Here is a 26,565-nt window from a genome sequence, read left to right as displayed (position 1 = left end):
CCCCCCCCCCCCCCCCCCCCCCCCCCCCCGCTCCGACAGGCCCGATGCCACTCCCAGGGCCCATCATCTGCTTCGCGCTGTTTGTCCACTCACCTTAGGTGAGCAAAACGCGGGCGCGGAGGCCGGATAGGGGGCGGCGGTGTGGAGGGCACCGCGAAGCGGGCACCGCCCCCTATCCGGCGTAGCGCCAAACGTGACCCTACGCCGGAACAGACACGATGACCTGGGCTGCGCGGAGCACCCGGTCGCCGGACTTGTAGCCGGAACGCAGGACCTGGCTGACGGTGTCGGTGACAACGTCCGGGCCGGGCTGCTGGATGAGGGCCTCGTGGATCGTGGGATCGAACTCCACGCCGGTCTCGTCAATGCGCACCAGGCCGTAGGTCTTCAGCGCATTCTCCAGCTTGGCGGCAATCGCGGCGAAGGGTCCGTCCGCGAGGTCGCCGTGCTGCCGGGCGGCGTCGACGTCGTCGAGCACCGGAAGCAGGGCGTTCAGGACGCCGATGACGGCCATTTCCCCTGCTACGGCGCGGTCACGTTCGACCCGCTTGCGGTAGTTGACGTACTCGGCCTGCAGGCGGCGGAGGTCGTTCTTCAGTTCCTCCGCCTCCCCGGCGCTGACGCCCTGCGCCACCGACTCGGCCGCCGGGACGTCGACGCTGTTGAGGATGTCCTCGGCCTGGGACAGTGCGTCACCGCCGTCGGCGTCCCCGGCGCGCTCCTGGTCGGGATGGCGGGCCTGGCCGGTCTTCGGATCAACCTTGCGGTTGTCGTGGATCACCGGCTTCTGGCTCTCGTCCCGGCCCTCGCCAGCGTGCTCTTCTTCGTTACCGTGGTGCGGCATGATTACTTCTTCTTCTCGTCTTCGTCAACGATCTCGGCGTCAACGATGTCCTCGTCGGAGGAAGCATGCTCGCCGCCCGGGGCACCCTGCGCGCCAGCGGCACCGTCGGGGGAACCGGGCTGGGCGTAGATGGCCTCGCCGAGCTTGGTCTGCGAAGCCTGGAGCTTCTCAAACGCGGTCTTCACGGCGGCGTCGTCGGTGCCTTCCAGCGCGGCCTTGAGGGCGTCGACGTCGGCCTGAACCTCAGTCTTGACCTCCTCCGGCAGCTTGTCGGCGTTGTCGGCGATCAGCTTGTCCACGGAGTAGGCGAGCTGCTCGGCGGTGTTGCGGGTGTCGGTCGCCTCGCGGCGGGCCTTGTCCTCGGCTGCGTGCTCCTCGGCGTCGCGGACCATCCGGTCGATGTCTTCCTTGGAGAGGCTGGAGCCGCCGGTGATGGTCATCGACTGTTCCTTGCCGGTGCCCTTGTCCTTCGCGGAGACGTGCACAATGCCGTTGGCATCGATGTCGAAGGTGACCTCCACCTGCGGAACGCCGCGCGGGGCCGGTGCAATGCCGGTCAGTTCAAAGGTGCCCAGCGGCTTGTTGTCGCGGGTGAACTCGCGCTCGCCCTGGAAGACCTGGATCGCGACGGACGGCTGGTTGTCGTCGGCCGTGGTAAAGGTCTCGCTGCGCTTGGTGGGGATGGCGGTGTTGCGCTCGATCAGGTGCGTCATGATGCCGCCCTTGGTCTCGATGCCGAGCGAGAGCGGGGTGACGTCGATCAGGAGCACGTCCTTGCGCTCGCCCTTGAGGACACCGGCCTGCAGCGCGGCGCCGACGGCGACGACCTCGTCCGGGTTGACACCCTTGTTCGGCTCCTTGCCGCCGGCGAGTTCCTTGACCAGTTCGGAGACGGCGGGCATGCGGGTGGAACCGCCGACCAGGACGATGTGGTCGATGTCGGAGAGCTTGATGCCTGCTTCCTTGATGACATCGTGGAACGGCTTCTTGGTGCGCTCGAGCAGGTCCTTGGTGAGGTCCTGGAACTTGGCGCGGGTCAGCTGCTCGTCCAGGTGGACCGGGCCGTCGGGGGTGACGGAGAGGTACTGGAGGGAGACGTTGGTGCTGGAGGAGGAGGAGAGTTCCTTCTTGGCCTGTTCCGCTGCCTCGCGGAGGCGCTGCAGGGCGATCTTGTCCTTGGAGAGGTCGATGCCCTTGACCTTGAGCTGGTTCAGCAGGTAGTCAACGACGCGCTGGTCCCAGTCGTCGCCGCCGAGGCGGTTGTCACCGGCGGTGGCGCGGACCTGGATGGTGGAGAAGTCGTCTTCGTCCTTGCCGACCTCGAGGAGGGAGACGTCGAAGGTTCCGCCGCCAAGGTCGAAGACGAGGATGAGTTCGTCTTCCTTGCCCTTGTCCAGGCCGTAGGCCAGGGCGGCCGCGGTGGGCTCGTTGACGATGCGCAGCACCTTGAGACCCGCGATCTCGCCGGCTTCCTTGGTGGCCTGGCGCTCGGCGTCGTTGAAGTACGCGGGAACGGTGATCACGGCGTCGGTGACCTTTTCGCCGAGGTAGGACTCGGCGTCGTTCTTGAGCTTCATCAGGATGCGCGCGGAGATTTCCTGCGCGGTGTACTTCTTGTCGTCGATCGCAATGTTCCAGTCGGTGCCCATGTGGCGCTTGACGGAGGCGATGGTGCGGTCGATGTTGTTGACGGCCTGGCGCTTGGCGATCTCGCCGACCAGGACTTCGCCGGACTTGGAGAATGCAACAACCGACGGCGTGGTGCGGCCACCCTCGGCGTTGGCAATGACGGTGGGCTCGCCACCTTCGAGAACGGAGACGACGGAGTTGGTGGTTCCGAGGTCAATACCTACTGCACGTGACATGTGTTGCTTCCTTCTTTCCTTGGAAACTTGCTGGCCCCGGCAACCGGGCGGATGCCCGGCGGCCGGGCCATACCCGGAGTTCGAGCCCGTCGAGGACGAGGCGCGCCCACTTATTGAGCGCTCTGCACTCAACTTTACCCAGCGCTCCGGAGAAGTCAATCCGAAGTTGAGTGGGGTTCGCTCAACTTCGGACGCAGGGGGGCTTTAGAGGCGCCGGCGCCGTCGCGGAGCCCCGGATTATTGCGGGTTTTCGGGCGCGGCAATGCGCCGTCGTGGCTGGTTTCGCTGTGCGAGAACGCCGTGTGAAAGGGTGCAGTGCGTGGGCGGGCGGCCTAGGTGTCCTCTCGGCCCGCGTCGTCCCGGACTGCGCCGTCGCGCCCCACCGGCTCGTCCTCGGCGCCCTCGGCCCGGTGACCGGTCCGCCGGGGACCGGCTGCGCCTGCCGTGCCGTAATCGCCCTCGGGGTACTCGCCTTCCTCACCGATGACGGCGTCCGGTCCGGTTGCGCCGGCGCGGCCGTAGTCACCCTCGGGGTAGTCCCCAGCTTCGTCCCCGACGCGCGTGCCGCTAGCCAGGCCCGCCTTGCCGTAGTCACCTTCCGGGTACTCGCCCTCGGGCGCGGCTGCCGGATTCTCTCCCGCTACGCCCGCCCGGCCGTAGTCGCCCTCGACGTACTGGCCGGCGTCGGCCTCCGCTGCCGGCTCGTCGACTACCCGCTCGTCGGCGGCCGGGACCGGGGCGGCGCCGGGGCGCTCGTGTGCTGCCGCTCGATCGAACTCACTGTTTTCAGACATGTGTGGATCCCTCCTGCAGGCGGTGGGCGCCGGCGTTGGCGCAGTCGCAGTCTATCGAGCACCACCGGGAGGCAACAGGGGGCCGGGCCAGCGGCCGCACGGGAAGGGACGTGCCTAGGACCGCAGCCCGGCCACCCCGGCGAGGACGGCCAGATGGTGCGCGAACAGCTTGTCCCGGGCCGCGAAGGTGTCTTTGCCATACTGGCCGAACACTTCAAAACTGACGGCGCCGAACAACGAGGTCCAGACCAGGACACCGCGCGCCAGCTCAGGGTCGGGCACGGCGAGCCCCATCTCGCCGCGGATTTTGGCCAGGTCCGCCGCGAGTTGCGCGGCCTCGGCGGCGCCCCGGGGGTCCGCCCTGGAGAGCTGGCCGGCCCGCCAGGCACCGTCCAGGATGGCCGCCAAGGTGCCGATCACCCGCGTCCCGGGGCCGGTGGTCCGCTCGGCCGGAGCCTGGTAGCCGGGTACCGGACTGCCGAAGAGCAGCGCATAGCTGGGCGGTTGCGCCAGCGCCCAGTCCCGGACCGCCACTCCGAGCGCCTCGAACCTCGCGGTGAAATCGCCCTCCGGGCAAGCCTGCACGGCGGCGTCCACTGCGTCCCCCAGCTCGTTGTAGGCATCGACCAGCAGCAGGGTCAGCAGTTCCTCGCGGTTCTCCACATACCGGTACACGGCAGAGGAAACGACGCCAAGCTCCCTGGCGACGGCGCGCAGGGACAGCGCGGCGGCGCCGTGCTGGGCAAGATGTTCCCGGCCGATGCGCACGATGTCCCGGATGGTCTGCGCCCGGGCCCGCTCGCGGGGCGTGGAGGGCCTGGCGGGCGGGGCGGTGGCGGTCTGCGGCATGGCTCCAGCATTCCACAATCCGGAGCAGTGTCAACAAATGTGAGCACTGCTCTTGACTTGCATCTGAAACCTCTGCATCCTGATTTTGAGAGCACCGCTCTCCCTGACAATCACAGTGAAAGAGAGAACGCCATGTCCCCGTCCGATTTCCCCGACACCACGGGCCCTGCGCTCTTTGTTGTCACCGGCGCCGGTCCGGTCGGCTGGACGGTTGCCGAGCAGCTCGCCACGGCAGGCCACCGGGTGCGGGTGCTCACCCGTTCCGGCAGCGGGCCGTCCCATCCCTACGTCGAGCGGATCACCGCGGATGTCTCCGACCCGGCGCGGCTGGGGCAGCTGTTCCAGGGCGCCAAAGCTGTCTTCCATTGCATCCACGGATCGCAGTACACGGCACGGGCCTGGGCGGCGGAGCTTCCGGGCGCCGAGCAGACGGTGCTGGCCGCTGCGGCCGAGGCCGGCGCCGTCGTCGTGTTTCCGGAAAGCCTGTATTCCTACAGCGAGCCGGAACGGCCGATGACCGAGACGGGTCCCCGGGAGGCCCGGGGCGGCAAGCGCGGCATCCGCACTGCACTGCTCAAGGCGCGGGCGGCGTCGGCCGCCAACACCCTCAGCATGGTCGCGGGCGACTTCTTTGGTCCACGCGTCAGGACCTCCCATGCCGGCGAGCGCATGGTGCGGCCCGTTTTGGCCGGAAGGAAATTGTGGGTGGTCGGCAGCGCGGACCAGCCGCACGCGTTCACCTACGTGCCCGACCTGGCGGCCGCCATGATCCACGCCGCCCAGGCGCCGCAGCTATGGAACCAGGTGTGGCACACGCCCTCTTTACCTGCCGTCACGCAGCGTCAGCTGGCAACGGCGTTCGCTGAAGCTGCCGGCGTCGCAAAGCCCAAAATGGCAGCGCTCCCGGGCTGGGCACTGCGGTCCTTCGGATTGTTCGCGCCGGATCTCCGGGAGGTGGCGGAGATGCTCTACCAGTTCGAGAAACCGTTCGTGATGGATTCCGCCGCGAGCGAGGCGGCGCTGGGGTTGCAGCCGACGCCGCTCTCGGAAGCAGCCGCCGCCACGGTTGCCTGGTGGGGGGACCAGAAACGGTGACGGCGGCTGCGGCAATGAGGCCGGCAAGCGGCGGAAGCAGACGGGGACCCGGCTAGCGGATTCCCGCCTCGGCGGTTTCCGGCTCCGGGGCGGCCGGCAGTCCGCGTCCGGCCGCATCCGCGTCGGGGCGTCCGAGCTTGCCCGGCCACCAGATCCGCGGGCCGATGTCATAGGCGAGAGCCGGGACCAGCAGGGAGCGGACCAGGACGGTGTCCAGCAGCACCCCGAACGCCACGATGAACGCAAGCTGTACCAGGAACATGATCGGGATAACGCCCAGGGCCGCGAAGGTCGCCGCCAGCACCACGCCGGCCGAGGTGATTACCCCGCCGGTGACGCCGAGGCCGCGCAGGATGCCCGGCCGGGTGCCGTGCTTGATGGACTCCTCGCGGACCCGGCTCATCAGGAAGATGTTGTAGTCCACGCCCAGTGCGACGAGGAACACGAAGCCGAAGAGCGGAACGGTGGCGTCCGCCCCCGGAAAGCCCAGGATGTGGTTGAACACGACGGCCGAGACGCCCATGGCCGCGCCGTAGGAGAGCACCACCGAGGCCACCAGCAGCACCGGGGCGAGGACGGAGCGCAGCAGCAGCATCAGGATCACGAGGATCACGCCGAGCACCACCGGAATGATGGTGACGAGGTCCCGCTGGGCCGTGGTGTTGGTGTCCAGGGCCGTGGCGGTCACCCCGCCCACCAGGGCTCCGCCGTCGATCTTCTTCAGTTCCCGACGGAGGTCCAGCACAACGTTTTCCGCCTCGTTGGAGTCCGCGGCGAAGTTCAGCGTCGCATTGATCAGCACCTTCCCGTCCCGGACGGCCGGGGCGGCGGGCGCAGCCGGTGCGCCGGGGGCGACGGGAACGATGGGCACGCTGCCCTCGGCCAGCAGATAGGCGTCCCCGACGCCGTCGCTCGCCTTGGTCTTGGCGAGCACCTCCTGGGCCTTCGCCTCGTCGGCGACGATCACGGCGGGGCTGCCGGAGCCGGCGTCGAAGTGGCGGGCCAGCGCGTCCTGGCCATCGACGGCGTTGGAGGCGGCGAGGATGACGTCGGTCTGCGGCACGCCGTTGGCCTTGAGCTGCAGGACGCCGGCGGAGGCCACCAACAGCAGCAGCACGGAGGCGATCCAGACGGTGCGCGGCTGGCGTGAAACGAGGGAGCCGGTGGCACGCCAGAGGCCCTTCTGGCCCTCGAGGCCCGTAAGAAGTTCCGGCTCGCGCTCTGTCTCCGGCAGCAGCTTGGGGCGGAAAGGCCAGAAGGCCGCGCGGCCCAGCAGCGCCATCATCGCCGGCAGCAGGGTCAGGGCCGCGAAGAGCGAGCACAGGATGCCCGCGGCCGCCACCGGGCCAAGGGCCTTGTTGGAATTGAGGTCGGAGAACAGCAGGCAGAGCAGGGCAATAATGACCGTGGCGCCGGAGGCCAGGATCGGCTCCCAGGCCGCCTTCCACGCGGTCAGCGCCGCGGCCGTCCGGTTGGTGGTGTGCGTCAGGGCCTCCCGGAACCGGGCGACGTAGAGCAGCGCGTAGTCCGTGGCGGCACCGATGACAAGGATGGAGAGGATGCCCTGGCTCTGGCCGTTGAGCTGGATCCAGCCCAGCTTCGCCATGCCGAAGACCAGCAGGATGGCGGCGCAGAGCGCGAAGACCGAGGTGAACAGCACGGCGATCGGCAGCAGCAGCGAGCGGTAGACGACGAGCAGGATCAGGAACACCGCGCCGAGGGCCACCAGCAGCAGGATGCCGTCAATGCCGGCGAACGCGCTGACCAGGTCTGCCGTGAGGCCGGCCGGGCCCGTCACGAAGGTCCGCATGCCCTCCGGCGCCGAGGCCTTGACCTCGTCCCGGAGTTCCTTGACGACCGTCTTCACCTCACCGCCGGAGGCGATTGGCACCACAAACTGCACGGCCTTCGAGTCCTCGGACGGAATGGGGCCGATCACGGTGCTGCCGGCCTGCAGGGCCGCGAGCTTGCCCTTGAGCGCGGCGGCTTCGCCAAGCTGCGCCGGGGTGAAGGCGGAATCGCCCTCGATCACGATGACCGCGGGGATCTCCTTGGAGTCGCGGAACTTCGCCTGCCAGTCCTGGGCCGCGGTGGCCTCGGCGCCAGCGGGCAGGAATGAGGCCTGGTCGTTGGAGGAGACCTCGCTGAGCCGCCCGAAGGTAGGGCCGCCGATACCCGCGATGGCCAGCCAGGCGACGACCAGGACGGCGGGCACGAGCCAGCGCAGCCAGAACGGGACTCGGTGGGGGTTTTGCCGGCTGTGTTTCATGGTGTCCTTCTCGGGTGGCGACGCGGAGTAGAATTTAGTAAATCATAGATTATCTCCATCATGGATATAAGTGACAGTCTAGAAATATTTCGCTGCTGCAGCGGACGGGCTGGAGTAAACTCCGGATGGCGCAAACCGCGCAAGCCCCCCGGGGCGGAGCAGGAGGGGTGAGATGTCAACTGAACCGCCGGGACGCCCCGACGCCGCAGGCCCGCCGCCGCTTGTCAGCCTGCTCCAGGAGTTCAGTCTGGAGGCCAACCGCTTTGCGGATGCGGCCGGCGCCCGCAATGACATGCACCGCACCGACCTGAACGCCCTGTCCGTGATCATGCAGCACACGTCCAGGAACCAGGTGGTCACGCCCGGGGTGCTGCGCCGGGAACTCCACCTCAGCTCCCCCGCCACCACCGCCCTGATCGACCGGCTCGACAAGTCCGGCCACGTGGTCCGCGAACGGCAGGGCTCGGACCGCCGTCAGGTCCAGCTCCGGATGACGCCTAAGGCCTACCGCGACGGCGGCGCCATGTTTGCCCCGCTCGCCCGGCACATGGCCGCCGCGCTGGCGGGCTTCACGGCCGAGGAACTCGAGCTCGCCACCCGGTTTATGCACGCGATGATCGACGCGACGGTCCGCGCCGGCGAAGAAGCAGCCCTTCCCCCCTCTGACTCGCAATAGTTGTCGTTTCGAGGGGTCCACAACAACTGGCGGCAGTCAGTTGGGCTCCATCCGGCTGCGGTCGGCGTAGCGTTTCCTTATGAGCGCCCAGCAGCCCGACGACGTCTACACCCACGGCCACCACGAGTCCGTGGTCCGCGCCCACGCCTCCCGCACGGCGCAGAACTCAGCGGCGTTCGTCCTCCCGCACCTGACCCCCGGGGTGTCGGTCCTCGACGTCGGCTGCGGACCTGGCAGCATCACCTGCGATTTCGCCGGGCTTGTGGCCCCCGGCGAGGTCACCGGGCTGGACCGCTCGCCCGAGGTGATCGGCCAGGCGGGCGCCCTGGCCGCTGAGCGCGGGGTGGCCAACGTCCACTTCGTCGCCGGCAACATCTACGACCTCGATTTCGCGGACGAGACGTTCGACGTCGTCCACGCCCACCAGGTGCTGCAGCACCTCACGGATCCGGTGGCCGCCCTCCGGGAGATGCGCCGGGTGGCCAAGGCCGGCGGGATCGTGGCGGTGCGTGACGCCGATTTCCACGGAATGAGCTGGTATCCCGCCGTTCCCGAACTGGATGAGTGGATGGAGCTCTACCAGCGCATCGCGCGTCGGAACGGGGCCGAGCCCGACGCCGGGCGCCGGCTCGTGTCGTGGGCTCAGGCGGCCGGGTTCACCGACGTCGCACCGTCGAGCAGCAACTGGCTCTACGCGACCGGGCAGCAGCGCCGCTGGCAGGCCCGGGTCTGGGGCGAGCGGGTGCTGCACTCGGCGTTCGCGGACCAGGCGCTCGAGTACGGCTTCGCCAGCGCGGCGGACCTGGCCCGGATCTCCGCGGGCTGGCACCGCTGGGGCTCCACGGACGACGGCTGGTTCCTGATTCCCAACGGCGAAGTGATCGCCCGGGCCTGAGACCCTGCGGGCGTGGAGCGGGAGCCTAGTAGGACAGCGCGGGAAGCGTCACGCTGGCCGAGTCCCCCATGGCCTGGTTCTGGGTGAAACCGACAACGCCGATCCTCACGTCCCTGACACGGTGCACGTCCGTGATGGTCGCGGACCGCGCCGCTCCCTCCACCATGCCCGCGGGAATGCCGTCCACGGTGACACCCCACCGATAGGGCTCCGGTCCGCCGGGTTCCCAGGTTACGTGAACGGTGCTGATGCCGTTGGAATGGGCGGTCACCGCCACGCTCACGTTGACGGGGGCGACGGGGAGCCCGTCCCTGGGGCCGCGGCCGATGTGGACGCCGGTCGACGCCGTCGACCGGCGTCCGGAGGCGTGAGTGATCCGCACCGTGGCGGTGCCCTCGAACAGGGCGGGATAGCTGTGGGTTGCCACCGGGATCGGCCCCACCTGGTCAACCACCCCGTTGCCGTCGAAATCCCATTCGTACTGCGCAATGTTGACCCCGCGGGGCAGCGATTCGGAGACGCTGAAAGTGACTGTCTGGCCGGGCATGGCGTAGTAGTCGGGGTTGGCGAACCGAAGCTCGGGCAGGGGCACGGCCGCCGGGGCCGCCGAGTTCACGGCCGGCACGGACCGGGGCGTGGTAGACGAGGGCGTGGCGGACAGTGGCGCTGCGGAGGATGACGACGCTCCATCCTCGGGTAGAGCGCAGGACGACGCTGTGAGTAGTAAGGCTCCGGCAAACATCGTTCCGACGATCCTGTCCATCGACTCCCCCAAGCCTGGCTGCTGCACTGATGCCGCACGGTTGAGAGCATCGTAACGCCCCGCGCCCTGGTTGTCTCCACGCGCGCTGGCGGAGCGGTGCCGGCGCCGCTGCCTTCACAGCGGCGCCACAGTGCCGCCAAAGTCCCGCCAAATCTGCGCATACCACGCTGGTTACAGCCGCAAACGTCGGCCGGCCCGGAATCCCGGACCCCAGCGAAGGAGCAGCACCATGGCAAAGATCAATAAAGGCACAGCGGCACTCATGCTTGCCGCGGTAATCGGCGGCGGCGCGATCGGAGCCTCGGCCCTCCCGGCGATGGCCGACGACGCGGCCGGGACGACGTCGTCGGCCACAACCGCCGCCACCGGCAGCGGCACGGCAGGGAGCGGCGGAGCCGCGCGCGGTCGGCACCAGGCCAACGGCAAAACGGAGGAGATTCTCACCGGCGACACCGCCGCGAAGGTCGAAGCGGCGGTGAAGGCAGCCCAGCCCGGTGCGACGATCGAGCGGATGGAGACCGACGCCGACGGCGCGACGTACGAAGCGCACATCACCAAGGCCGACGGCACCCGTGCCACCGTGCTGCTGGATGACAACTTCGCCGTGACCGGCGCCCAGGAGGGCCAGGGCCCGGGCGGGCATGGCGGCCCGGGCGATGCGGATTCGGACGGATCCGCAGCCAACGGCTGACCCGCACCCCGCTCGGAAGGGCTCCGGACCGCGGCGCCGCGGTCCGGAGCAACTTCCTGCCGCCCTTTCCCCGTCATCCCGACTGCCGCTAGGGTGCAGTCAAGTACCCAACGGTGAGGAGAAAGCATGCGCAAGGTCACGGCCGGTTTGTTCAGTTCCGTGGACGGTGTGGTGGAAGACCCGTTCCTGTGGCAGTTCGACAGCTTCGACGCGGAGCTGGGAGCGGGGATGGGCGAGATGATGGGCCGGATCGACGCCGGCATCCTGGGCCGCGTCGGCTACCAGCAATGGTCCCAGTACTGGCCGAACGCCGAGGCCGACGCCGACTTCGGCGGTTTTATCAATCCGCTGCCCAAATTTGTGGCCTCCCGGACTCTGACCGGGGACCTGGACTGGCAGAACTCCCGGCTGATCGACCGGCCGCTGGAGGACTTCGTTGCGGACCTGAAGAACGGCGACGGCGGCGACATCGGCGTTTTCAGCAGCATCTCCCTGGTCCGCCAGCTGCTGTTCGCCGGACTGCTGGACAGCCTGATGCTGATCGTCCATCCCGTGATTGCCGGCAGCGGCCGGCGGTTGTTCAACGACGGCGACCCCCTGACCCGGCTCGAGCTTCAGTCGTCCCAGCAGACCAGCAAAGGCAACATGATCCTCGAATACGGCATCCGCCAGGGCTGACCCCGGCCCGCCCCTGGGCCCGGCCCGTCATCAAGGCGGCCCGGGCAGGGGCGGAACCGTAAACTTGGCAGGTGCAACTCTCCCTTTGGCTCGCCCTGGCCGGCGCCGGTGTCCTGATCAGCTTCACCCCCGGCGCGGGCGCGATCAACACCATGAGCAACTCCCTGAACTCCGGCTTCCGGCGCTCCATCTGGGGCATCCTGGGCCAGCAGGCAGCGCTGGTGGTGCACATCCTGGTCGTGGCCCTCGGCGTCGGGGTGCTCGTGGCGAGCTCGCCGCTGGCCTTCAACATCATCCGGTACGCCGGCGCCGCCTACCTCGTCTACCTGGGCATCCAGCAGTTCCGGCACAAGCCCGACCTGGACCAGGAGAAGGCCGTGGCCCTGCGCAACGAGCCTGCGTTCTCGATGTTCCGCCGCGGCCTCTGGGTCAACCTGCTCAACCCCAAGGCGATCGTCTTCTTCCTGGCGTTTATGCCCCAGTTCATCCGCCCGGACCAGCCGCTGCTGGCGCAGTACCTGGTCCTCGCCGCCACCGTGATCGTGATCGACATCCTGGTCATGTGGTTCTTCTTCGCCGCGGCCGCGACCACCTTCCAGCGCTTCACGCACGACGCCCGCGGCCAGCGGATCCTCAACCGGACCTTCGGGGTGCTGTTTATGGCCGTTGGCGTCCTGCTGGCTCTGCTCCACTAGTCTCGGCGGACCGGGCCGCAAGCGCCCGCCCGCGCTTATTGCCCGTTGGCGGGTGCCAGTTTCCGCAGCTCGGCTTTCCGGATCTTGCCGCTGGCGGTCCGGGGCATCTCGTCCACGAACACCACCGACTTGGGGATCTTGTACCTCGCGAGCCGGCCGTCCAGGTGGGCGCGCAGCTGATCCTCCGTGAGGCCGGCGCCCTCCCGCAGCAACACCACGGCCCGGGGCACCTCGCCCCACTTCTCGTCCGGGACGCCGATCACGGCGACGCTTCCGACGGCGTCGAGCTCGGCGATGGCCTGCTCAACCTCGGCCGGGTAGATGTTTTCCCCGCCGGAGATGATCATGTCCTTGAGCCGGTCGGAGATGAAGACGAAACCGTCCGGGTCCTTGTAGCCCATGTCGCCGGATTTGAACCAGCCATCCGGGGTGTAGGAATCGGCCGAGGCCTCGGGCCGGTTCCAGTACTGCTCGATGACGTTGGGCCCTTTAATCTGGATCTCCCCCACGGCACCCGGCGCGGCCTGGCCGGCCTCCGGGTCGAGGGGATCGGCCACGCGGACGTCCGTGAAGAAGTGCGGCAGGCCGGAGGAGCCGGCCTTGTCCCGGGACCGGGCGGCCGGCAGGGTGGTGGCGCCGGGGGCCGTCTCGGTCATGCCGTAGCCGTTGGAAAACCGCAGGCCCCGCCGCTCGTAGGCCTCCAGGACCCGCATCGGCACCGCGGACCCGCCGCACGTGAGCTTGTTGAGCGAGCTGAGGTCGGTGGAATCCCAGTCCGGGTGCTCGCACAGCATCTGGTAGGTGGTGGGAACCCCGCTGATGGTGGTGGCGCGGTGCTGCTGGATCAGCTCCAGCGTGCGGCGTGGGTCGAACCTGGGCTCCAGGACCACGGTGCCGCCCTTCAGGAGCGTGGGCAGGACGCCCATGTCCAGCGAGGCCACGTGGAACATCGGCGAGATCATCAGGGCCACATCGGCGGAGGAGAAATCGAAATCGACCAGCACGTTGATGCAGTTCCAGGTGATGTTGCCGTGCGTCAGCAGCGCCCCCTTGGGGTTGCCGGTGGTTCCCGAGGTGTAGAGGATCATGGCCGGGTCGTCGAGCCCCACGGGCACGTCGGGGGCCAGCTCGGCGCCGGAGGCCAGCACCGCTTCGAACTCTTCGGCGGAGGCGGCAGAGGCGGACCCGACGACGGCGGGCGCTGCGCCGCTGCCGTCGGGCACCGCGCCGCCGGAGGACAGCGCGTCCTCGGCGGAGGACAGCACGTCGGCGGAGGCGTCGCCGTCGTCGACCACAACACGGCCCTGCACCGCCGTCCCCGCCGAGCCGCGCTCGGCGAGGCCGGCGAGGGCGGCCGCATGGACCAGCAGCACCGCTCCGCTGTCCTGGAGCTGGAACTGGATTTCGGGCGGAGCCAGCCGGGTGTTGAGCGGAACGAAGACCGCACCGAGCAGCCCGGCCGCAAACAGGGTCTCCAGGAAGGATGGATCGTTCTCACCGAGGTATGCCACCCGATCTCCCTTGGCCACCCCGCGGTCCCGCAGGGCGTTCGCCAGCCGGGCGGCGCGCCGGGCGAACTCCTCGTAGCTGAGCTCCCGGGTTCCGGCGATGACGGCGGCCTTTGTGCCCGACTTTGGCCTGCGACGCTGCAGCCAGGAGCCGATGCCAAGATTCTCCATGGCAAATCCTTTCTAGTTCGACGGTAGTGCCTGAAGGGCCGGTTAGGACCGGACGGCTTCCAGATCGTTATTCTTCGGCTCCCGGGTCAGCAGGATGAAGACGATCGACACAACCGACATGACGGCGAGGTACCAGACCACGGAGGAGGTGTTTTGTCCCGAGTCCTTGAAGATCTGCGCCACGATCCCGGGGGTGAACCCTGCGCCCAGGAGGGTGGCCAGTTGGTAGCCCAGCGAGGCCCCGGTGTAGCGGGACGTGGTGCCGAACTGCTCGGAGACAAAGGCCGCGAGCGGGCCGAACAGCGTGGAGTGGATCATCAGGCCCACCGCGAACGCCACGAAGATCAGGCCGATGTTGTTGGAGGAGAGCAGCTGGAACATCGGGACGAGGTAGGCGATGAAGAGCACCAGGCCGCCGATCATCACGGGCCGCCGGCCCAGCTTGTCGGAGAGCCGGCCGCCCATGACCACAAAGATGATCGAGACAAACGACGCCGCCGCGAATGCGTAGAGCACGCCCTGGCGGTCGGCGCCCTTGGACACCGCGTAGGTGACGGAGAAAGTTGCCAGCACGACCTGCAGCGCGAACCCGGCGGCTCCGGCCAGCATGGTGAAGATCAGGGTCTTCGGCCGCCGCAGCACCTGCAGCAGCGGGACCTCCCGGCGGCCTGCCGCGCCCTGCGCGGCCTCCTCGGCTTGCTCCTTCTCCAGCGCGGCCTTGAAGATCGGGCTTTCGGAGACCTTGAGCCGGACAAACATACCCACGCCCAGCAGCACGAAGGACAGCAGGAACGGCACCCGCCAGCCCCAGGCCAGGAACTGCGCGTTCGGCAGGGCGGAGAAGGCGCCCATCACCAGGGTGCCGAGCACCGCGCCGGTGGGCGCGCCGGCATTGACGAAGGACGCCGCAAAGCCGCGTTTGCCGGACTCAGAGTGCTCCAGCGCCATCAGCGCCGCCCCGCCCCATTCGCCGCCGACGGCGATGCCCTGGAATACGCGCAGGATGACCAGCAGGACGGCGCCCCAGGGGCCGGCCACTGAGGCGTCCGGGACGAGCCCGATCAGCGTGGACGCGATGCCCATGACCAGCATGGAGACAATCAGCATGCCCTTGCGGCCGAGTTTGTCGCCGAAGTGGCCGAAGATGATGCCGCCCAGGGGCCTGGCGACGTAGCCCGCGGCGAAGGTGCCGTAGGCGGCCACGACGCCGACCCAGTCGTCCATGCCGGTGAAGAACACCTTGGGGAAGACCACGGCCGCGGCCGTGGCGTAGAGCAGGAAGTCGTAATACTCAATGGTGCTGCCGAGGTAGCTGGAGGCGATGACGGTCCGGGCCTCCCGGCGACGCGTGCCCGCGTCCATGTTCTGCAACTGCGAAATCTGGGACATCGTTGTTCCTTGGGGCAGTGGGGGTGGTGGGATGGTGGGTGGGGCTTATTTGTAGAAGCGGGCGAGGAATTCGGCCACGACGGCGGGCCGTTCCTGGCCTTCGATTTCGATAGTGTTGGACACCTTGATCTGGGCTCCGCCCTTGACCTCGGTGACTTCGGCGATCGTGGCGCGCATCCGGATCCTCGAGCCGACCTTGACCGGGGACGTGAAGCGGACCTTGTCCAGGCCGTAGTTGACCTTGGTGGTGACGCCCTCGACGTCGAACAGCTCGCCCCAGAACGGGATGATCAGCGAGAGGGTGAGGAAGCCGTGCGCGATCGGGGCGCCGAAGGGGCCGTCCTTGGCGCGTTCCGGGTCCACGTGGATCCACTGGTCATCGCCCGTGGCGTCGGCGAATTTGTTGATTTGTTCCTGGCTGATTTCGCGGTAGTCGGTGACGCCGAGGTCGGTGCCGGCGAGGGTGAGCAGTTTGTCGAAGTCGACGACGAGGTTGGGCATCTTTGGCTCCTGTGGTGGTTGGGGTGAGCGGATCGACGGCGGCGGGACGCGCCGGCGTCGGGGGCTAGCGGGTGAAGGCGCTGTGGCCGGTGAGGGCGCGGCCGATGATGAGGGCGTTGATTTCGTGGGTGCCCTCGTACGAATACACGGCCTCCGCGTCGGCATGGAAGCGGGCGACGTCGGTCTCGAGGGTGATGCCGTTGCCGCCCACCACCTCGCGGGCCAGCGCCACGGTCTCGCGCATGAGCAGGGAGGTCTGCATCTTCGCAAGCGCCGAGTCCTGATCCCGGTAGATGCCCTTGGCCTGCTGTTCGGTCAGCCGGACCACAAGGGACAGGGCCGAGGTGACGTTGCCGAGCATCCGGGCAAGTTTTTCCTGGACCAGCTGGAAGGACCCCACCGGGCGGCCGAACTGTTCCCGCTGCGTGACGTAACGCAGCGCGGCCTCGAAGGCTCCCGCGGCCATACCGGTGGCGATCCAGGCCACATCCGAGCGCATGGCCCGCAGCATGGCGGCCACGTCCTTGAAGGAGTTGACGTTGTGCAGGCGCATCGACTCCGGGACGCGCACGCCGTCCAGGGTGATGTGCGCGTTCTGCATCATCCGCAGCGCGGTCTTGCCGTGGATCTTCTCCAGCGTCACGCCGGGGGCCTCGCGCTCCACGAGGAACGCCTTGACCTGCCCGTCGGCTTCGTCGCGGGCGAACACCGCCAGCACGTCGGCGGTGGCCGCACCCCCGATCCAGCGTTTGGCGCCGTTGAGGACCCAGCCCTCGCCGTCCCGTCGGGCGGTCGTCGACAGACCTCCGGCGATGTCGGAGCCGGACTCCGGCTCGGTCAGCGAGAAGACGCCCTTGAGCGAGAAATCGAGGACGCGGGGCATCCACTGGGCCTGCTGTTCCGCGGAGGCACCGACCCGGATGGCGGTCCGGAACAGCCCGGCCTGGGCGGTGTAGAAGGTGGCCAGGGACGCGTCGGTCCGGGCGAGTTCGAAGATCCGGAAACCCTGGTAGATCCCCCGGGCTGGTGTGTGGCCGGCGCCCGGGGCGCCGGCCAGTTCGGCCGGTTCCATCAGATCCAGGTCAATCAGCGGCCGGGCCAGCTGCTCGGGAAATTCCCCCCGCTCCCAGTAGTCGGCGAGCAGCGGCCGTGCCTGCTGGTCCAGGAAGGCGCGCAGCCTGCCCAGGACCCGGCGTTCGGCGTCGGTGAGCAGCGACTCGGCGTCGTAAAAGTCGCAGACGCCGTAGAGCCGCTCATCCGCGGCGCTGTCGGCCGCGACGGCGGTCTCGGCAGTCATCTCAGCCCTCCAGCCCGAGCAGGCGGACGGCGTTGTCCTTGAGGATCTTGGGCCGGACCTCGTCCTTGAGCGGCAGGTCCGCGAAGGCGGCCAGCCATTTCTGCGGAGTGATCAGCGGGAAGTCGGTACCGAACAGCACCTTGTCCTGCAGCACCGAGTTGGACATCTTCACCAGCGACTCCGGGAAGTACTTCGGGGACCAGCCGGAGAGGTCGATGAACACGTTAGCCTTGTGCGTGGCGATCGAGTTGGCCTCGTCCTGCCACGGCACCGAGGGGTGCGCCATGATGATCTGCAGCTCCGGGAAGTCGGCGGCCACGGCGTCGAGCAGCAGCGGGTTGGAGTAGGCCAGCTTGATGCCGAAACCGCCGGGCAGGCCCGCGCCCATGCCGTTCTGGCCGGTGTGGAAGATCGCCGGCAGGCCCAGTTCCTGCAGCGTTGCCCAGAGCGGGTAGAACTGCTCGTTGGAGGGGTCGAAGCCCTGCAGGCTGGGGTGGAACTTGAAGCCGCGGGCGCCCAGGTCCACGGCCTGGTGTTTGGCGCCCTGAATGGCCTCGGCGCCGGTGCGCGGGTCGACGCTTCCGAACGGGATCAGCACGTCGTTGTTCCGGGCGGCCCCGGCGATGAGTTCGGGGATGCTGTTGGGCTCATGCTTGAGCTGGGTCCGGGCGTCGACGGTGAAGACGACGGCGGCCATGTTCAGTTCGCGGTAGAGCTCAGCGATCCGGTCCAGCGACGGCGTCCGGTCCTCGGCCTTGAAGTACTTGGCGGAAGCCTCGGTGAGCTCGGCCGGCAGCGAACCGTGGCCGTGGCCGTCCACCTCGAGGTGGACATGCATGTCGATCGCAGCGAGCTTTGCGGCGTCGATGCCGAGTTCGTAGCGTGCGGCGGCCATCTCAGCGGACCTCGGCCGGTTCGGGCTGCAGTTCCTCCGGCAACGGCAGGAATTCCTCGCCCACAGTCTGCAGTTTGTCTCCAAAGAGCGCGCCGAAGTCCTCGACGAGGTCCTGATAGCCCCAGCCGCCCTCGCGGTATTCGGTGGCGGCCGCCTCGGGATGGGTCCAGAGCTGCAGGCGGTCACCGCCCGCGCCGATGGCCTGGCCGGTGACGCCGGCGGCGGCGTCGGAGGCGAGGAACGCGACGAGCCCGGCAACGTCGTCGGCGGTGCCGAAGCCGAGGTCGTGGCGGAAGAAGGCCGGCATGGCCTCGCCCCGTTCGTCCGCCTCGACCGCCTTCTGGAAGTACGGCACGGTCTTGGTCATGGCGGTGGCGGCGACCGGGATGACCGCGTTGGCGGTGACACCTGCCTTCTTCATCTCCAGCGCCCAGGTGCGGACCATGCCCACGATCCCGGCCTTGGCGGCCGCGTAGTTGGTCTGGCCGAAGTTGCCGCGCTGGCCGGTGGGCGAGCCGATGGTGATGATGCGGCCGGCAATGCCGTTCTCCTTGAAGTAGCCGAAGGCTTCCCGGGCGCAGGTAAAGGTGCCCTTGAGGTGGACGTTGATCACGGCGTCGAAGTCCTCGTCCGTCATCTTCAACAGGCTCTTGTCCCGCAGGATGCCGGCATTCGTGACCAGGATGTCCAGCCTCCCGAACTCGGTGACGGCGGCCTGCACCAGCTGCTTGGCGACCTCGGAGCTGCCCACCGGGGCCACAACGGCCGCTGCCCGGCCGCCGTCGGACTCAATGGTCCGGACCGCCTCCTGGGCGACCGCCACGTCCACATCGTTGACGACGACGGCGGCGCCCTGGCGGGCCAGTTCCCGGGCGTAGGCCAGGCCGAGCCCCCGGCCGCTTCCGGTGACGATTGCTACTTTTCCTGACAGGCTCATGCTGCTCCTTTGCTAGCTGCCGTGCATCCGGCCCTCCAGCGTGGGATGCTGTTCTGTATCCATGAAAGTATGGATAATTGAAAATGTCAACGATTTATTTTTTAGACTATTGGAGCTGGCATGACGACCGAAGTAGACGCCCAGCCGGGCACCCGGCCGGAAGACAAGCTCGTGGCGGCCTCCATCAGCCTGGATGCGGGCTTCCTGCTGGCGAAGCTGCACGCCGCCGGGTCCGTCCTGAACAACCGCGCACTGGCCGACTTCGGCCTCAAGGAACGCTCGTATTCGGTCCTGGCCCTGGCCAACAGCGAACTGGAGCCCACTCAGCGCGAGATGGCCGAGTTCCTGAGCCTCGACCCCAGCCAGATCGTCGCCCTCATCGACGAGCTGGAGCAGCGCGGCCTGGTGATCCGCGCGCCCGGGAAACTGGACCGCCGGGCCAAGATCGTGTCCGCAACCGCGGAAGGAGCAGCGCTCTTCCGGAAGGCCGAAGCCGCCGCGCGGGCCGCGGAAGCGGCGGCCCTCGCCGGGCTCAGCAGCGAGGAGGTCGGCGAACTGAAGGGACTGCTCCGAAAGGCACTCTGGAACCGGGACTAGCCGCCGGCGCGGAGGGACGGCAGAAGCGCTTTCACCGTGTCCGCCGCGATCGCGAAGCCAATCCCGTTCGCGGCGGTCTGCGAGGTGGACGTGGCCACCATGGTGTTGATGCCGATCACGTGGCCCTCGGTGTTGAGCAGCGGGCCGCCGGAGTCACCAGAGCTGATCGGCGCATCGGTCTGCAGCAGATTGGTGAGCCGGGAGTTTGTGCCGAAACCGGTCTCGGTCGTCGATGTCCGCCCGGTGGCCGAGATGATGCCGGTGGTGACGCTGGGGCCGCCGTCCAGCCCCAGGGCGTAGCCGATCGCGATGACCGGATCGCCGGGGGCCATGGCTCCGGAATCGCCCAGTTCCAAGACGGGCAGGCCCGTCACGCCGGTAACCTTCAACAGCGCCAAGTCGTTCTCGCTGTCCGAGGCGACGATCTGGGCGGCGCGCCGGCTCGCGTCATGGAAGGTCACGCTCACGGTCGATGCCCCGCTGACCACGCCCCGGACCACATGGGCATTGGTGAGGATCTCCCCCGTACTGCCGATCACAATGCCGGTCCCTTCGGCCGTCACCCGGGTGCCGCCGCTTGGATCCAGGAACGGGTTGGACTGCGTGGTGGTGGCCTTCACCGACACCACGGCCGGCAGCGAGGTTGCCAGCAGCCCCTTGATGTCCGTGGGGTGGTCGGACACCGCGCCGCCGGTGCTGACATACTGTTTGACCACGGTGGGGCTTCCCCAGCCGCTGAACCGCGCGAGCAGCAGCGAGGATCCGGCGCCGGCCAGGGCAGCGACCAGGACGAGTCCCAGCAGCTGGAGGAAACCGAAGGAGAAGCGCTTCGGGCGCCGGTTGGGGCCACGGCCCGTCCGGGCCTGCGTTTCCGGCCGCGCTCGCAGATTTTCCGACGGCCGCGGCGGGAGCGCGACGGCCCCCGCCGGAGCACCATACGGCGCGTCCCCGTCCGCTTCCCCGGGCATGACCGCCGGCACGGCAGAGGACTCCCGATCCGTCATGAAGACAGTCTGCGGGCGGCCCGGCCGACGGTCCAGAGCCAAAGGACCCGCCGGCAGGCCGCGCCCCCGCGGCCTGGCGGACCGGCTCAACTGGCCAAGCCGCCACCGAATCCCCCATGCTTAGTCATGACCTCAACGTCGAGCCAGTACCGGATCATCACGGTCTGCACCGGAAACATCTGCCGGTCCCCGATGGCCGAACTGATGCTGGCCGAGGCCGCGGCCGCGGCGCAGCTCACCGGCGTCGAAGTCGATTCAGCAGGCATCACCGCCTATGAGGTGGGCCGGCCGATCGACCCCCGCGCCGCCCGCAAACTGGCCGCCCACAATATCGGCTCCGAGCTGCACGTCGCCCGCGAGTGGCGCGGCGCCTGGTTCCACTCCCGCGAGCTGATCCTGGCCCTGGACGTGGACCATTACGGCTGGCTGCGGCAGGCCGCGCCGGACCAGGCCTCGTTGGCGAAGATCCGGATGCTGCGCAGCTTCGACCCCGCGGTCTCCGGCAAGGATCCCCTGGATCAAGGCATCGAAGACCCCTGGTACGGCGGCCATGCCGACTTCGACCTCACCTGGGACCTGATCCACGCCGCGGTCCCCGGCATCCTCGAGCACGTCCGCGCCGCCCGGCAGCAGGCCCGGCGGCCGCCGCAGGACCGGCCGCACCGGGACACCCCGGGGCACCCGGTACGCTCTACTTCATGAGCCCCGCACCCGTCATCATCGCCATCGACGGACGCTCGGGCGCAGGCAAAACCACCTTGGCGATCGAACTCGCGGCCCGGCTCCGGGAACACCACAAGGTCTCGCTCTTCCACCTCGAAGACATCTACCCCGGCTGGAACGGACTGGCCGCGGGCATCGAACGCTACACCGCCACCGTGCTGGCCCCGCTGCGGCGCGGCGAGGCCGCCCGTTGGGTCAGCTGGGACTGGGAACGGCATTACGACGGCGAAACACGGATGACCCAGCCAGCCGAGATCGTCCTGGTCGAGGGCGTCGGAGCGGCCGCCGCGGCCGCCGCACCCTACCTGGACGCCGTGATCTGGGCCGACTCCCCCGACAAGGACCGCCAAACCCGGGCGCTGGCCCGCGACGGCGAGAGCTACCGCCCGTACTGGGAGCAGTGGGCGCGGCAGGAAGACGAGTGGCTGGCAGCGGACGACGTCCCCTCCCGGGCCGACGTTCGGGTCCTCAACCTCGCCGACGGCGCCGCGCCGGCCGAGGTGCTGCAGGCCCTCCAGTACCTTCCCTCCCTGGCAGCGGTGCTGCTCCCGGAGCTCTCGGCCCGCCGCGGGCTGCAGCTGACGGCCGAGCGGCTCGACGCCGCGCCGGACGCGGCCAGGCTCTTCGAACTGCTCTACGGCGGCTCCCCGAACGCCGTGTGGCTCGACTCCTCCCTAGCCGAGGGCGCCGGCGACGCGGCCCGGCAAGGCAGTGCTGCCGCCGAACGCAGCCGCTTCAGCATCCTGGCCGACGACGGCGGCAGCTACGGCCAGTCCGTCCGGCACCGTTCGGGCCGGACCCGGGTGAGCGTCGGCAACTCCACCGTGCGGACCGACGGCGGGTTCTTCCGCTGGCTTGACGGGGTGTGGGGCCGCCGTGCGCTGCGCGCCCCGGAGGGCTACCCATGCGAGTTCACCCTCGGCTGGCTCGGCTACCTCGGCTACGAACTCAAACGCGAGACCGGCGGAAGCAACGTCGACGCCGCCACCCCGGATGCGAGCCTGATCTTCGCCGGCCGCGCCGTGGTCCTGGACCACCGGGAACGCACCGCGTGGCTGCTCGCCCTCGACACCCCGGACGCGGGCGGCTGGCTGGCCGCGGCCCGCGCCGCCGTCGCGGCCGCGGACCTCGAGTCCGCGGCCGGCGGCAGCAACGGCGGCGGACAGTCGGCCGGTACCGCCGCCGCCCTGGACTTCGACGCACGGGACTCCGAGGCCGCCTACAAGGCCAAGATCGCCGCGGCCCAGCACGAGATCACCGAGGGCAACAGCTACGAGGTCTGCCTCACCACGGCGCTGACCGCCACCGCGGCGGCCGGGGAAATCGACCCGTGGCAGGCGTACCTGGCACTGCGGCGCCGCAACCCGGCACCCTTCGCGAGCTTTCTGCGGCTGGCAGACCTCACCGTGGCCAGCACCTCGCCGGAGCGCTTCCTGAGGATCTGCGCCGACGGCGCGATGCGGGCCGAGCCGATCAAGGGCACCCGGCGCCGCGCCGCCGACGCCGCGCGGGACGCGGAACTTCGCAGCGACCTCGAATCCTCGCCCAAGGACCGGGCCGAGAACATCATGATCGTGGACCTGCTGCGCAACGACCTCAGCCACTTCGCGGTGCCCGGCTCCGTCTCGGTCGGCCGCTTGTGCGCGATCGAAAGCTACGCCACGGTCCACCAGATGGTCAGCACCATCGACGCGCGGCTCCGGCCCGGGATGCCGCGGGCCGAGGCCGTGGCGGCCTGCTTCCCGGCCGGCTCCATGACCGGGGCCCCGAAGGTCAGTACCATGGCCATTCTGGACCGGCTCGAGGCCGCGCCCCGGGGCGTCTACTCCGGCGCGATCGGCTACTTCTCCCTGAGCGGCGCCACCGACCTCGCCGTAGCCATCCGGACCCTGGTGATCGCCGCCGGCACGGACCGCGACACCTTGAGCCTCGGCATCGGCGGCGCCATCACCGCGGATTCCTCCGCGCAGGACGAGTACGAAGAGATCCGGACCAAGGCCTTCGGGGTCCTCTCGGCGCTCGGCGCGGAGTTCCCGCCGGGATAGGTCTACTGCAGGGTGGCCGTCAGCCGGGCGACGTTGTCCACGTACTTGACGCCCATGGGCCGCTTGACCCAGTCCTCGAGCTTAAGCTCGCGCGATATGCCGCGGTAGGTGTCTTCCACGGCGCGGATCCGCTGCACGATGTCCTCGCCGAGCAGCATCACCGAGACCTCGAGGTTGAGCGAGAACGAGCGCATGTCCATGTTGCTCGAGCCCAGCACGGCCACCTCGTCGTCCACCGTGAAGTGCTTGGCGTGCAGCACGAACGGCGCCTTGTAGAGGTAGATCCGCACCCCGGCCTCCAGCAGCGCCTCGTAGTAGGACTGCTGGGCGTGGTGGACCAGGAACTGGTCGCCCTTTTCCGAAACGAACAGTTCGACGTCGACGCCGCGCTGGGCCGCCGTCGTCACCGCGTAGAGCAGCGAGTCGTCCGGGACGAAGTACGGGCTGCAGATCGAGAGCTTGTGTTGCGCGGAGTAGATCAGCGTGTTGAACAGGCGCAGGTTGTTTTCGGTGATGAAGCCGGGGCCGCTGGGCACCACCTGGGCTGTCACGTTTCCGGGCGCCGACTCGGGCCGGTGCCCCAGCTGGTGTTCCAGCGACTCATCCGTCTCGCTGAGCCAGTCGGTGGCGAACACTACGTTCAGGGTGGTGACGATCTGGCCGCGCATGCAGGTCATCAGCTCGACCCACTCGCGGCCCACCTTGCGGTGCTTCGGGTTGTTGTAGGACGGTTCGATCAGGTTCTGCGAGCCGGTGAAGGCGACCTCGCCGTCGATCACCATGATTTTGCGGTGGTTGCGCAGGTCCGGCCGGCGCCACTGGCCGTGGACCGGACGCAGCGGCAGCATCGGCCGCCAGCGGATCTTGCTGGCCTTGAGCCGTGCGATCAGCTTGCTGTACCCCTTGATGCGCAGCGTGCCGAGGTGGTCGAACAGGATCCGGACCTCGACGCCGCGCTCGGCGGCGTCCTCCAGGGCCGTCAGCAGGTCGTCGGTGACGTGGTCCGAGCTCATGATGTAGAACTCGGCGTTGACGAAGGACTTGGCCTCCCGGACCGCCGCGGCCATCGCCTTGATGGAATCCGGGTAGCCGGGCAGCAGCTCCACGCTGTTGCCGTCCACCATCGGCAGCGAGCCGAGGGTCTTGTTCAGTTCCGCGGCGGACGCCACCCATTCGGGCCCGTTATACCGGCTTTCGACGGCGGCCAGTTCGGAGGTACCGGCCCTGATCCGGGTGTTCACGGCTTCCTGCTGGGCACGGCGGCGGCGGGAGAGCCGGAAGTTGCCGAACAGCAGGAAGAGCACCAGGCCAAGCGCCGGCACAAAGAAGATGCCCAGCAGCCAGGCCATCGCGGTGGTGGGCCGGCGGTTGCCGGGAATAATCCCCAACGCCAGCACACGGATGACGAGGTCAATCACCGTCAGGATCAGAATCACCCAGGACGGCAATATCCCGGTCAGCGGAAACGGCCACAGCACAGGCGTACCCCTCAAGCTCCAGACCCGCGGAACAGTTCCGGAACGGGCAACCCGCACAGCTTATCCCGCCGCGGGCCGCACTAAGCTGAAGGCATGACTACCTCCGCCTCTGTTCCGGCCCCTGCCACGGTGCTGGTGTTCCTCGATCCCGCATTTGAGAACGGCCGGGTCGCCGACTCGTCCCGGCCGCAACTGATGGCCACGGACCAGGGCGCCACCCGCGGCGACGGCGTCTTCGAGTCGTTGCTGGCGGTGGGTGGTGCGCCGCGGAAGCTGCAGGCCCACCTGAGCCGGCTGGCCGGCTCCGCCCGGGCGCTGGAGCTCGAGATCCCGGCGGAGGACGCCTGGCGCCGCGCCATCGGCACCGCGATCAGCGAGTTCCGCGGCCAGGCCGGCGGTGACGCCGACGGGACGGACGAACTCGTGGTGAAGCTCCTCGCCACCCGCGGCGTCGAGGGCGCCGCGACGCCCACCTGCTGGGTCCAGGCCTCCCCGCCCCCGGCTGCAGGGCGCCAACAGCGCGCGACCGGCATCGACGTCATCCTGCTGGACCGCGGCTATGACAGCGAGGTCGGCGAACGCGCGCCCTGGCTTTTGCTGGGCGCCAAGACCCTGTCCTACGCGGTGAACATGGCGGCGCTCCGCTACGCCCACGCCCAGGGCGCGGACGACGTCATCTTCACGTCCGCCGACGGACGGGTCCTGGAGGGCCCGACGTCGACCGTCCTGCTGGCGCACCTGGAGACTTCCGACGACGGCGCGGGCGGGGTCCGCACCGTGCGCCGGCTGATCACGCCGCAGCTGGACAGCGGCATCCTTCCCGGCACCTCGCAGGGCGCGCTGTTCACCGCGGCCAAGGCCGCCGGCTGGGAACTGGGCTACGGCCCGCTGGTACCCGCTGACCTCTACGACGCGGACGCCGTGTGGCTCATCTCCAGCATCCGGCTCCTCGCCCCGGTAAACCACATCGACGGCAAGGAAATCGGGACCCCCGAGCTGCGCCGGCAGCTCACGGCCGAGCTGAACGCGCTGTACGCCACGATCCAGTAGCGCCGCCGCTCAGCTCCGGGTGGCGCCCTGCGCGAGGGCTTCGTCCACGAGCCGGGCCAGCGTGGCCGCCGCCGCCCGCGTGACGTCCGGGCCTGTGGCCACCGCCGAGGCCGACAGGTTTCCCTTAACGCCCGTCACCAGCAACGTTGTCATAAGCTGCCCGCTCGGCAGGGTCTGGGTGGCCAGCGAGCCGAACGAGGTGTCCGCGCTGGTCTTCACCGGCAGGATCTCGGTCTGGCTCGTGATCTTCTGGCCCCGGATCTCCATGCTGAAGTTTGTGCATTTTTTGCTTTTGGCCACGGCCGCCTCGAGGTTCACCCCCAGCTGTTTCTGATCCGCGACGGCGACCAGCGTGACGACGGTGAGGGCCTGGACCGTGGTGGATTTGGCGACACCGCCGGCATAGGTGCTGCCGGCCGGAATCTGGGCATTGCTGTCCGCCACGACCGCGCACTCTGCCGGGGATATCACGGCCTCCGACATCGTCTGCTTCGAGATCTCGATGCCCTTCTCCAACTGCTCCGCGGGCACCACCGTAAGCGCATTCCCTTCGCCGTCGGCAAGCCCCGCGATAATCGCCGTCAGTTCCGCCCCCGTGAATGCCTTCGGCGTCGGCGTCGGCGTCGGGGTTGGCGCTGCGCTACGTGGCTGGCCGGCGGCCTGCGAGGCGGCGGCTGAGGCCGGCTCGACGGTGTTCGCCGGAGACGTGGCCGGCGTCGTCGTTTGGCCGCAGCCGGCCAGCGCGAGGGCCGCTGAAATCAGGAGGGCTGCTGGTGCGCTGCGGCGCAGGTTCATGGGCAGGTTCATGGAGTTCCCCGGTTCCGTTGAAGTAGCTGGCATCTCGCCGAAAGGGCCA

25 protein-coding genes are annotated in these 26,565 nt (G+C 68.9%); 10 read left to right on the top strand and 15 right to left on the bottom strand.

The window, feature by feature from the left end; genetic code table 11:
- Positions 1-199: 199 nt before the first annotated feature.
- From ABLI39_RS13780 to ABLI39_RS13765, 4 genes are all read right to left on the bottom strand, one after another.
- A complete protein-coding gene (locus ABLI39_RS13780; RefSeq protein ID WP_349413992.1) occupies positions 200-844 on the bottom strand; it encodes a nucleotide exchange factor GrpE in 645 nt (214 codons plus the stop codon).
- 2 nt (positions 845-846) lie between these two features.
- A complete protein-coding gene (gene dnaK, locus ABLI39_RS13775) occupies positions 847-2,709 on the bottom strand; it encodes a molecular chaperone DnaK (RefSeq protein WP_349413991.1) in 1,863 nt (620 codons plus the stop codon).
- A gap of 332 nt (positions 2,710-3,041) precedes the next feature.
- Positions 3,042-3,503 carry a hypothetical protein gene (locus ABLI39_RS13770; protein WP_349413990.1) on the bottom strand — a complete coding sequence of 154 codons (462 nt, stop codon included), beginning with the start codon at positions 3,501-3,503 and terminating at the stop codon, positions 3,042-3,044.
- Between the two features lie 114 nt (positions 3,504-3,617).
- Positions 3,618-4,352, bottom strand: a complete 735-nt coding sequence (locus tag ABLI39_RS13765; RefSeq protein ID WP_349413989.1) for a TetR/AcrR family transcriptional regulator — start codon at positions 4,350-4,352, stop codon at positions 3,618-3,620.
- A gap of 132 nt (positions 4,353-4,484) precedes the next feature.
- On the opposite strand from ABLI39_RS13765, the gene ABLI39_RS13760 reads away from it, so the two are divergent.
- The gene (locus ABLI39_RS13760) at positions 4,485-5,447 is read left to right on the top strand and encodes an NAD-dependent epimerase/dehydratase family protein (RefSeq protein ID WP_349413987.1); all 963 of its coding nucleotides are present in this window, start codon (positions 4,485-4,487) and stop codon (positions 5,445-5,447) included.
- Positions 5,448-5,499: 52 nt separating this feature from the next.
- Here ABLI39_RS13760 and ABLI39_RS13755 read toward each other — a convergent pair whose 3' ends face one another.
- On the bottom strand, positions 5,500-7,716 hold the full coding sequence (locus ABLI39_RS13755; protein ID WP_349413986.1) for an MMPL family transporter: 2,217 nt from the start codon (positions 7,714-7,716) through the stop codon (positions 5,500-5,502).
- Between the two features lie 172 nt (positions 7,717-7,888).
- Here ABLI39_RS13755 and ABLI39_RS13750 point away from each other — a divergent pair, with 172 nt between their 5' ends.
- Both ABLI39_RS13750 and ABLI39_RS13745 read left to right on the top strand, forming a co-directional pair.
- Positions 7,889-8,392, top strand: coding sequence for a MarR family winged helix-turn-helix transcriptional regulator (locus ABLI39_RS13750; protein ID WP_349413985.1), 504 nt, complete (start codon positions 7,889-7,891; stop codon positions 8,390-8,392).
- 79 nt (positions 8,393-8,471) lie between these two features.
- A complete protein-coding gene (locus tag ABLI39_RS13745; RefSeq protein ID WP_349413984.1) occupies positions 8,472-9,287 on the top strand; it encodes a methyltransferase domain-containing protein in 816 nt (271 codons plus the stop codon).
- A gap of 25 nt (positions 9,288-9,312) precedes the next feature.
- On the opposite strand, the gene ABLI39_RS13740 is transcribed toward ABLI39_RS13745, so the two are convergent.
- Positions 9,313-9,912, bottom strand: coding sequence for a PKD domain-containing protein (locus ABLI39_RS13740; protein ID WP_349413983.1), 600 nt, complete (start codon positions 9,910-9,912; stop codon positions 9,313-9,315).
- A gap of 367 nt (positions 9,913-10,279) precedes the next feature.
- On the opposite strand from ABLI39_RS13740, the gene ABLI39_RS13735 reads away from it, so the two are divergent.
- The 3 genes from ABLI39_RS13735 (at position 10,280) to ABLI39_RS13725 (ending at position 12,114) form a co-directional block, all read left to right on the top strand.
- A complete protein-coding gene (locus ABLI39_RS13735; protein ID WP_349413981.1) occupies positions 10,280-10,741 on the top strand; it encodes a hypothetical protein in 462 nt (153 codons plus the stop codon).
- Positions 10,742-10,867: 126 nt separating this feature from the next.
- Entirely contained in the window at positions 10,868-11,419 is a 552-nt protein-coding gene (locus tag ABLI39_RS13730) for a dihydrofolate reductase family protein (RefSeq protein WP_349413980.1), read from the top strand.
- A gap of 71 nt (positions 11,420-11,490) precedes the next feature.
- Positions 11,491-12,114 (top strand): LysE family transporter, encoded by a 624-nt coding sequence (locus ABLI39_RS13725; protein WP_349413979.1) that lies wholly within the window; start codon positions 11,491-11,493, stop codon positions 12,112-12,114.
- A gap of 35 nt (positions 12,115-12,149) precedes the next feature.
- Here ABLI39_RS13725 and ABLI39_RS13720 read toward each other — a convergent pair whose 3' ends face one another.
- The 6 genes from ABLI39_RS13720 to ABLI39_RS13695 all read right to left on the bottom strand — a co-directional run bounded on the left by ABLI39_RS13720 (position 12,150) and on the right by ABLI39_RS13695 (position 18,812).
- Positions 12,150-13,793 carry an acyl-CoA synthetase gene (locus tag ABLI39_RS13720; protein ID WP_349413978.1) on the bottom strand — a complete coding sequence of 548 codons (1,644 nt, stop codon included), beginning with the start codon at positions 13,791-13,793 and terminating at the stop codon, positions 12,150-12,152.
- A 42-nt stretch (positions 13,794-13,835) separates the two neighbouring features.
- Complete coding sequence (locus ABLI39_RS13715) at positions 13,836-15,182, bottom strand: MFS transporter (protein WP_349413977.1); 1,347 nt, start codon at positions 15,180-15,182, stop codon at positions 13,836-13,838.
- A 45-nt stretch (positions 15,183-15,227) separates the two neighbouring features.
- Positions 15,228-15,683, bottom strand: coding sequence for a MaoC family dehydratase (locus tag ABLI39_RS13710; RefSeq protein WP_349413976.1), 456 nt, complete (start codon positions 15,681-15,683; stop codon positions 15,228-15,230).
- 64 nt (positions 15,684-15,747) lie between these two features.
- Positions 15,748-16,980: an acyl-CoA dehydrogenase family protein gene (locus ABLI39_RS13705; protein WP_349413975.1), complete on the bottom strand. Its 1,233-nt coding sequence runs from the start codon at positions 16,978-16,980 to the stop codon at positions 15,748-15,750.
- A gap of 1 nt (position 16,981) precedes the next feature.
- Positions 16,982-17,875 (bottom strand): amidohydrolase family protein, encoded by an 894-nt coding sequence (locus ABLI39_RS13700; RefSeq protein ID WP_349413974.1) that lies wholly within the window; start codon positions 17,873-17,875, stop codon positions 16,982-16,984.
- Position 17,876: 1 nt separating this feature from the next.
- On the bottom strand, positions 17,877-18,812 hold the full coding sequence (locus tag ABLI39_RS13695) for an SDR family oxidoreductase (RefSeq protein WP_349413973.1): 936 nt from the start codon (positions 18,810-18,812) through the stop codon (positions 17,877-17,879).
- 120 nt (positions 18,813-18,932) lie between these two features.
- On the opposite strand from ABLI39_RS13695, the gene ABLI39_RS13690 reads away from it, so the two are divergent.
- Positions 18,933-19,409, top strand: a complete 477-nt coding sequence (locus ABLI39_RS13690; protein ID WP_349413972.1) for a MarR family winged helix-turn-helix transcriptional regulator — start codon at positions 18,933-18,935, stop codon at positions 19,407-19,409.
- On the opposite strand, the gene ABLI39_RS13685 is transcribed toward ABLI39_RS13690, so the two are convergent.
- Positions 19,406-20,413, bottom strand: a complete 1,008-nt coding sequence (locus tag ABLI39_RS13685; protein ID WP_349413971.1) for a S1C family serine protease — start codon at positions 20,411-20,413, stop codon at positions 19,406-19,408. The two genes, ABLI39_RS13690 and ABLI39_RS13685, sit on opposite strands and share 4 nt — an antisense overlap.
- A gap of 126 nt (positions 20,414-20,539) precedes the next feature.
- Here ABLI39_RS13685 and ABLI39_RS13680 point away from each other — a divergent pair, with 126 nt between their 5' ends.
- Both ABLI39_RS13680 and pabB read left to right on the top strand, forming a co-directional pair.
- On the top strand, positions 20,540-21,115 hold the full coding sequence (locus ABLI39_RS13680) for a low molecular weight protein-tyrosine-phosphatase (RefSeq protein WP_349413970.1): 576 nt from the start codon (positions 20,540-20,542) through the stop codon (positions 21,113-21,115).
- The gene (gene pabB, locus ABLI39_RS13675) at positions 21,112-23,181 is read left to right on the top strand and encodes an aminodeoxychorismate synthase component I (RefSeq protein WP_349413969.1); all 2,070 of its coding nucleotides are present in this window, start codon (positions 21,112-21,114) and stop codon (positions 23,179-23,181) included. Before ABLI39_RS13680 ends, pabB begins: the two co-directional genes overlap by 4 nt.
- Before the next feature lie 2 nt (positions 23,182-23,183).
- Here pabB and cls read toward each other — a convergent pair whose 3' ends face one another.
- Positions 23,184-24,659, bottom strand: coding sequence for a cardiolipin synthase (gene cls / locus ABLI39_RS13670; protein WP_349413968.1), 1,476 nt, complete (start codon positions 24,657-24,659; stop codon positions 23,184-23,186).
- 93 nt (positions 24,660-24,752) lie between these two features.
- On the opposite strand from cls, the gene ABLI39_RS13665 reads away from it, so the two are divergent.
- Positions 24,753-25,709 carry an aminodeoxychorismate lyase gene (locus tag ABLI39_RS13665; RefSeq protein ID WP_349413967.1) on the top strand — a complete coding sequence of 319 codons (957 nt, stop codon included), beginning with the start codon at positions 24,753-24,755 and terminating at the stop codon, positions 25,707-25,709.
- A gap of 9 nt (positions 25,710-25,718) precedes the next feature.
- On the opposite strand, the gene ABLI39_RS13660 is transcribed toward ABLI39_RS13665, so the two are convergent.
- Complete coding sequence (locus ABLI39_RS13660; RefSeq protein WP_349413966.1) at positions 25,719-26,516, bottom strand: hypothetical protein; 798 nt, start codon at positions 26,514-26,516, stop codon at positions 25,719-25,721.
- Positions 26,517-26,565: the final 49 nt, after the last annotated feature.

It is taken from the genome of Pseudarthrobacter sp. B907, assembly GCF_040137805.1.
Lineage (GTDB): Bacteria > Actinomycetota > Actinomycetes > Actinomycetales > Micrococcaceae > Arthrobacter.
The sequence above is the reverse complement of the archived record's forward strand: the minus strand, read 5'-3'. Positions and strand labels throughout refer to the sequence as shown.

Coding starts and splice junctions, on each gene's coding strand:
- ABLI39_RS13765 (WP_349413989.1), bottom strand. CDS start 4,352: ATGCCGCAGACCGCCACCGCCCCGCCCGCCAGGCCCTCCACGCCCCGC.
- ABLI39_RS13685 (WP_349413971.1), bottom strand. CDS start 20,413: ATGACGGATCGGGAGTCCTCTGCCGTGCCGGCGGTCATGCCCGGGGAA.
- ABLI39_RS13680 (WP_349413970.1), top strand. CDS start 20,540: ATGACCTCAACGTCGAGCCAGTACCGGATCATCACGGTCTGCACCGGA.
- ABLI39_RS13750 (WP_349413985.1), top strand. CDS start 7,889: ATGTCAACTGAACCGCCGGGACGCCCCGACGCCGCAGGCCCGCCGCCG.
- ABLI39_RS13780 (WP_349413992.1), bottom strand. CDS start 844: ATGCCGCACCACGGTAACGAAGAAGAGCACGCTGGCGAGGGCCGGGAC.
- ABLI39_RS13730 (WP_349413980.1), top strand. CDS start 10,868: ATGCGCAAGGTCACGGCCGGTTTGTTCAGTTCCGTGGACGGTGTGGTG.
- dnaK (WP_349413991.1), bottom strand. CDS start 2,709: ATGTCACGTGCAGTAGGTATTGACCTCGGAACCACCAACTCCGTCGTC.
- ABLI39_RS13755 (WP_349413986.1), bottom strand. CDS start 7,716: ATGAAACACAGCCGGCAAAACCCCCACCGAGTCCCGTTCTGGCTGCGC.
- ABLI39_RS13770 (WP_349413990.1), bottom strand. CDS start 3,503: ATGTCTGAAAACAGTGAGTTCGATCGAGCGGCAGCACACGAGCGCCCC.
- ABLI39_RS13660 (WP_349413966.1), bottom strand. CDS start 26,516: ATGAACCTGCCCATGAACCTGCGCCGCAGCGCACCAGCAGCCCTCCTG.
- ABLI39_RS13735 (WP_349413981.1), top strand. CDS start 10,280: ATGGCAAAGATCAATAAAGGCACAGCGGCACTCATGCTTGCCGCGGTA.
- ABLI39_RS13690 (WP_349413972.1), top strand. CDS start 18,933: ATGACGACCGAAGTAGACGCCCAGCCGGGCACCCGGCCGGAAGACAAG.
- ABLI39_RS13695 (WP_349413973.1), bottom strand. CDS start 18,812: ATGAGCCTGTCAGGAAAAGTAGCAATCGTCACCGGAAGCGGCCGGGGG.
- ABLI39_RS13710 (WP_349413976.1), bottom strand. CDS start 15,683: ATGCCCAACCTCGTCGTCGACTTCGACAAACTGCTCACCCTCGCCGGC.
- ABLI39_RS13745 (WP_349413984.1), top strand. CDS start 8,472: ATGAGCGCCCAGCAGCCCGACGACGTCTACACCCACGGCCACCACGAG.
- pabB (WP_349413969.1), top strand. CDS start 21,112: ATGAGCCCCGCACCCGTCATCATCGCCATCGACGGACGCTCGGGCGCA.
- ABLI39_RS13700 (WP_349413974.1), bottom strand. CDS start 17,875: ATGGCCGCCGCACGCTACGAACTCGGCATCGACGCCGCAAAGCTCGCT.
- ABLI39_RS13715 (WP_349413977.1), bottom strand. CDS start 15,182: ATGTCCCAGATTTCGCAGTTGCAGAACATGGACGCGGGCACGCGTCGC.
- ABLI39_RS13720 (WP_349413978.1), bottom strand. CDS start 13,793: ATGGAGAATCTTGGCATCGGCTCCTGGCTGCAGCGTCGCAGGCCAAAG.
- ABLI39_RS13665 (WP_349413967.1), top strand. CDS start 24,753: ATGACTACCTCCGCCTCTGTTCCGGCCCCTGCCACGGTGCTGGTGTTC.
- ABLI39_RS13705 (WP_349413975.1), bottom strand. CDS start 16,980: ATGACTGCCGAGACCGCCGTCGCGGCCGACAGCGCCGCGGATGAGCGG.
- ABLI39_RS13760 (WP_349413987.1), top strand. CDS start 4,485: ATGTCCCCGTCCGATTTCCCCGACACCACGGGCCCTGCGCTCTTTGTT.